General features: G+C 57.8%; 5 protein-coding genes and 1 tRNA gene. 4 read left to right on the forward strand and 2 right to left on the reverse strand.

Features of this window, described 5'->3' with window-relative positions; genetic code table 11:
- Positions 1 to 349 precede the first annotated feature (349 nt).
- The 4 genes from VGG64_14780 to VGG64_14795 all read left to right on the forward strand — a co-directional run bounded on the left by VGG64_14780 (position 350) and on the right by VGG64_14795 (position 4,027).
- Positions 350 to 652 carry a hypothetical protein gene (locus VGG64_14780; GenBank protein ID HEY1600870.1) on the forward strand — a complete coding sequence of 101 codons (303 nt, stop codon included), beginning with the start codon at positions 350 to 352 and terminating at the stop codon, positions 650 to 652.
- 17 nt (positions 653 to 669) lie between these two features.
- Positions 670 to 1,533: a trypsin-like serine protease gene (locus VGG64_14785; protein ID HEY1600871.1), complete on the forward strand. Its 864-nt coding sequence runs from the start codon at positions 670 to 672 to the stop codon at positions 1,531 to 1,533.
- 267 nt (positions 1,534 to 1,800) lie between these two features.
- Entirely contained in the window at positions 1,801 to 2,820 is a 1,020-nt protein-coding gene (locus tag VGG64_14790; protein HEY1600872.1) for a hypothetical protein, read from the forward strand.
- Between the two features lie 85 nt (positions 2,821 to 2,905).
- Positions 2,906 to 4,027, forward strand: coding sequence for an ATP-binding protein (locus tag VGG64_14795; protein ID HEY1600873.1), 1,122 nt, complete (start codon positions 2,906 to 2,908; stop codon positions 4,025 to 4,027).
- Positions 4,028 to 4,264: 237 nt separating this feature from the next.
- Here the strand turns inward: VGG64_14795 and VGG64_14800 are convergent, their stop codons facing one another.
- Positions 4,265 to 4,402 carry a hypothetical protein gene (locus VGG64_14800; protein ID HEY1600874.1) on the reverse strand — a complete coding sequence of 46 codons (138 nt, stop codon included), beginning with the start codon at positions 4,400 to 4,402 and terminating at the stop codon, positions 4,265 to 4,267.
- 315 nt (positions 4,403 to 4,717) lie between these two features.
- A tRNA-Gly gene (locus VGG64_14805) sits at positions 4,718 to 4,790 on the reverse strand.
- Between the last annotated feature and the right edge of the window lie 65 nt (positions 4,791 to 4,855).

The following is a 4,855-nucleotide window of genomic DNA, read 5'->3' on the forward strand; positions in this document are numbered from 1 at the left end:
TGGTTGTCCGCCCCCGGCTTGGCGACCAGACGTGATGGCTGCCCTTGACGTGTGGAAGGGTATTCCTAAGTTTAGGAACCGGTCTGACTTGTCAAAAAAAGCGGGCGAAGGGATTCGAACCCTCGACATCCAGCTTGGGAAAACGCAAGGTTGTCGGCCGAAAAGCACCAGAATCCCCGAGGATTTGGCGATTTTACACCTTCCGTCAGCTTTCGCAATACTTCGGATGCTGTAGTATGTATTTGCCGCGAGTTACAGTCATTTGACCGAGCGGCTGCGCTCGGTTTCGGTCAATGACGGAGAGTGGTTGGTGCCCTGTTATCTCCTTGATCCGTGTCTCTGAGCTGGCATGAAGGTCACACTCGTTCGGTTCATTGGCGACGAGTTCGAGGTGCACCGGGACGTGGAATTACCCTTCGTCCCGCACGTCGGCATGGTCCTGGTTTACCGCCCGCGGCCGGGCTCGCGCATCGAGGCCGACGACCGACTTGAAGTCGAAGCCCTCGAATGGGACGACCAGTTCGAACAGCTTTCGGTGTTCGTCTTTGACCAAGAAGGAGACGGACCCGAAGACGGCTACGCGGATTTGCGCACAGCTCTGATCGATGAATTCGGCTGGCATGATCCCTACGGTAAAAAGAACTCGAATTGAAATCGACGATGAGCTGCATGGAAAGCGAACAAAAACCAGATCCGCTTCTGTCAGCCTACGGGATCGCCGACCAATTGATCGGTGACCGTGCTACTAAGACATCCGTGCCCATTTTGGTTGAGATCGAGAATCAGGTGCGGCAACATGGCACTGGAACATTGTTCCGAATCGGCGACAAGTCCTTTCTCGTAACGGCCGCTCACGTCGTGACGTCAGCCGACGCTGGCGGCCACCCGCTAGTATTTGGAAGGCTCGAGGGCGGCGGTGTTTTTGTCGTGGAGGATGTGTGGACGATAACCCGTCCTGATCGTCCTGGGGAAAAAGACTTCCGCGATATCGCGATCATGCAACTTGGACACGGCGCTGTTGAGTTTTTCGCGAATCATGACTTTGTCCGGCTTGCGAATGTCGATCCAAGAATGCCGAACCGCGGCGATCTTTTCTGCGTTTATGGCTTCCCAAACGAGACCAGCACACCTGGCGAGTTCAAGGGCCAAAAAGGGGAGCTTCGCCCAATAAAGCTGCACACTGGGTTGTACGAAGGAAGTACTGCTGATTTTGAGACTTATCGTTCGTCACATCACATTCTGCTGAACGCCCGCAAGTCGAATATATGCGGTGACAGTGGTGGGCAATTTGATTTCCCTGAACGCCTGAACGGGATTAGCGGGTGCGGCATTTGGAGAACACTTTCAGCAGCGTCGGGATACCAGGCAGTTGACGAGCCAAACCTAATCGCCGTCCAGACGGTCTTCTATGCGAAAGCGCGGGTCATGCGCGGAACATCGTGGCACACTGTCTTAAGCTTGTTTCAGATGCAGTGGCCAGAACTATTGCGCGCTGCTGCGATTTGGCTGCCACCCCGGGCGCGTGGGCAATAAGCAGCCGGGCACGGCAAATCGTTCGTTGTCGTCCGGCGCGAAGCCCGTCTTGTCCATCCGCTCGCCGAGCCGGCCCGGGTATCTCAGTGACGGCACAAGGGCTAAACGGATGCGTGCGGGCTGGCTCGGTTGTTCAGGCGCACGCGGCCCAGCTTTGGCTCGACGGATCGCCGTCGAGCCGCGCTCAAGCTGATAGCGCGACGCATTGCCAATCGGGCCCGCAGGCAATAGGCTGAGCGGACCCCCGGGAGTTTCACGGAACGCGCCATGTTCGACGAGAACATCCCCTGCCCTTGCCAAAGTGGAATGCTAGTTAAAGATTGCGCATGTAAGGGCCGCGGATTTGTGCCCAAGTCCGTCATTAAGGCGCGAAAAAAGCTGTGGAAGCCCGGGCGTAGGCGTGGCTGCTATGCAAATGCGCTCGGCGACTGCGACGGTCCGATGACCGGCGAGCACCCATTTTCAGCCGCGGCGCTGCGCCTGCTGGCTGGGGACGACGGGCATCTTGGAATCAGTAATCAACCCGGGCAGCGGCAAGCGATCGACCGGACAGGAATCCAGAGCAAACGGATAAAGCACCAGATTTTATGCAAAGGCCACAATAATCGGTTGACCCAGCTCGATGAGCTTGGCACGAAGTTCGTAGTCGCGATTCAAAGGTGTCTGGCAAATTTACGTGAGCCGCCTGGCCCAGAGTTGCTTTTTTTATTCAATGGCGACGATCTCGAGCGCTGGATGCTAAAGGTGCTTTGCGGAGTGGCCTTTGCCAATAGACGCGACAACGTGCAGCTTCCAGGTGACTGGCACCCACCGCTGGAATGGCTACGGATAATCTTTGAAGGCGCACCATTCCCAGCACGGTGCGGCTTGTATGGCCACCACAAGGCTCTTAACTACCACGGCGCTGAAAATGCAATCTATGTTCATCCAATCTTCGGGGCCATTTGCCCTATCGATCCAACTGGAGTGCCAATACTTCGAGCAAAGTCTCGACAGCCAGTGGCATGCATTCTTTCATTCTTCAAGTGCGCCATGAGCTTATGTGTTTTTCCACCGACGCAGCGATTTATTCGCGACAACGCAGCGATCTTTAGACCTCCGAAGCAGACGTTCAGTCTACCAACCAATCGAGCGTCCATTTGGATGGGCTGGCGTTCACAGCCGCCTGAATCTGGCGTTAAGGTTTGCCATCGGAAAGAAATAGCGTATCCAACGGCCGGCTTGGTCGCGGGCAAACTTCGGCTTGAAGCCATGAGCAAGCGGAAGGCGCAGCGTCGCAAAAAGTAGACCGGTTGAGGTGCTGAAAACTCCATAATTCATCGCCGAAGTGCAGGTGCGCGGCTCGATCGCTGGGCGCAGCAAGAAGGTAAGCATGAGCCTTTGGCATCAAACGCTCGACCAGGTCACATTTGAGGACATCGAGGCCTTTTGTAAGCTAGGCCTGCCAGAAGGGCCGCGGCTCGACTACAAGTCAGCAATGCCCGCCGAGTTACAAAAGCTCGTCGCATCATTCGCGAATACGCTGGGCGGATTGATCCTGCTCGGCGTCGGCACTGACTCGCATAATCATCCTATCTGGCCAGCTGCAGGGATGCCGGCGGACCGTGGCATTAGCGAGCGTATCGTGCAGATCTGTCGCGACGCGATTTATCCGCCGGTGCTGCCAGAAATCAGCCCGATCATTCCAAACAATGGACAACACGGAACCGTGTTGGCGGTCGTTCGGGTTCGCGAGAGCCCAGACGCGCCGCACGCGATCGCCAACAGCACGCGGGTCTACATCCGAACGGGCGACGTGAACCATAAGTTCGAACTGGCGGACTTGCCGCGGCTCGGGCACCTGCTCGGCCGACGGAAGCGCCTCGAAAGTGACCGCGACGCTTTGGTCGAACGAGCCTTGATACGAGCTCGCCGGTTTGTGCAAAACGATGGACTCCGGCCGGCCGTCTGGGCTTCGGTCATCCCCATTTTCCCATGGCGTGAATTGTGCACGGAGCCGCAATGTGCCGCGATCCACTTCGTGGCGGGGTACGACGAAACTGTCGCGGCACCAGGTGGCTGCATTAGCCTGCGGAGTGCTCGTGGCCCCCAGGCGCCGCTTGGTTTCAGCTGCGCGGATTCGAAAGGTATGATCTTCGCGTATCAATCCCTTTTTGAAGATGAGCCGAGCCTTTATGACTGCACGCACCTCGCGCACAGAACGTACGAGGCGGCGCGGCGGTTCTTTAGCGATGCACGCGTGGAAAAACCAGGATGGCTTCGTTGTAGCATCGGTCTCGAAAACGTGGCTCGGTTACGGTTGGCGCTGCACAAGGGCGGCGGTCGGAGGTTTGGTTGCGAGTTTCCGGACGCTGAATTTTTCGCATTCCATGACTGCCCGTACGAGCAGCTCGCCGATGAACAATTCTTCGAGAACAAGACGCACAGTATCGAACTGCCGCTCTTTCGGACGCTGGCGCATGGGCTGGGTTTGCCGCTTCCGCCCTCGGCTTAATTGCGATTTTGTGCCGCGTTGGGGCCTCTGCCAGTGGCGACGGCCGAGCCAGCGGAATCATCGCCGTAAGTTCTGCTTCTGCATTGGCACCGCAGTCGCGTATCCTTTGGGCACGGTGGCACCGCCACGTTTGGGCTTTCCCCGCGAGAAACTTGCGCCAGCAAACGGTAACGCGCCGGCGCCGGTTGGTCAAAGTGCGACGGCTTGGAATGAGCCAGCATAGACGCGACGACTAATTCAATGCTGCCGGCCGCGCCCCACCCCACCGCTGCACGACAAGTAATGCAGCTCGAAGCACAGATGGTGCATCGCGTCGTAGGCGGTCGACGTCAGCCCGCGCAGCTTGTCGTCCGGAGTGAAGCCGTATTGTTCCATCCAGTCTCGTTCCCGACCGAGGAAACCCACCGTCGGCACGAGCGCCGCGCGAATGCAAGTGGACCGAACCGCAGCAGAAGGCGGCCGAGAAATGGCCGGCCAGGAATAAGCCGCAACGGCAGCCTCATGCTGCCCTGTCCGGCGTCGGCGCGCAATCGGGACCTTACCAGTAGCGCGACTGGAAAAATTGTCGGTAGCCAGTCTTGTGGCGTCAAGAATTGGCCGCTGTTACGGAAATCCCCGAGAACTTTGGTGCCGCACTGCCGACCGCCGGCAGGTAATCGAAAGCTCGAATTCGACGAAACTTACGTTGAAAGCGGGCGAAGGGATTCGAACCCTCGACATCCAGCTTGGGAAGCTAGCGCTCTACCAACTGAGCTACGCCCGCGCTCTTCCGCCCGTGCGGATTTGCAAAACGATTGGCGAGAGCCAGTTTAGTGCCGCTGGGGGCGT

Source organism: Pirellulales bacterium (assembly GCA_036490175.1).
Taxonomy (GTDB): domain Bacteria; phylum Planctomycetota; class Planctomycetia; order Pirellulales; family JACPPG01; genus JACPPG01.

Excerpts from the sequence above, each read along its gene's own strand:
- VGG64_14795 (HEY1600873.1), top strand. The coding sequence starts at position 2,906 with ATGAGCCTTTGGCATCAAACGCTCGACCAGGTCACATTTGAGGACATC.
- VGG64_14790 (HEY1600872.1), top strand. The coding sequence starts at position 1,801 with ATGTTCGACGAGAACATCCCCTGCCCTTGCCAAAGTGGAATGCTAGTT.
- VGG64_14780 (HEY1600870.1), top strand. The coding sequence starts at position 350 with ATGAAGGTCACACTCGTTCGGTTCATTGGCGACGAGTTCGAGGTGCAC.
- VGG64_14785 (HEY1600871.1), top strand. The coding sequence starts at position 670 with ATGGAAAGCGAACAAAAACCAGATCCGCTTCTGTCAGCCTACGGGATC.
- VGG64_14800 (HEY1600874.1), bottom strand. The coding sequence starts at position 4,402 with ATGGAACAATACGGCTTCACTCCGGACGACAAGCTGCGCGGGCTGACG.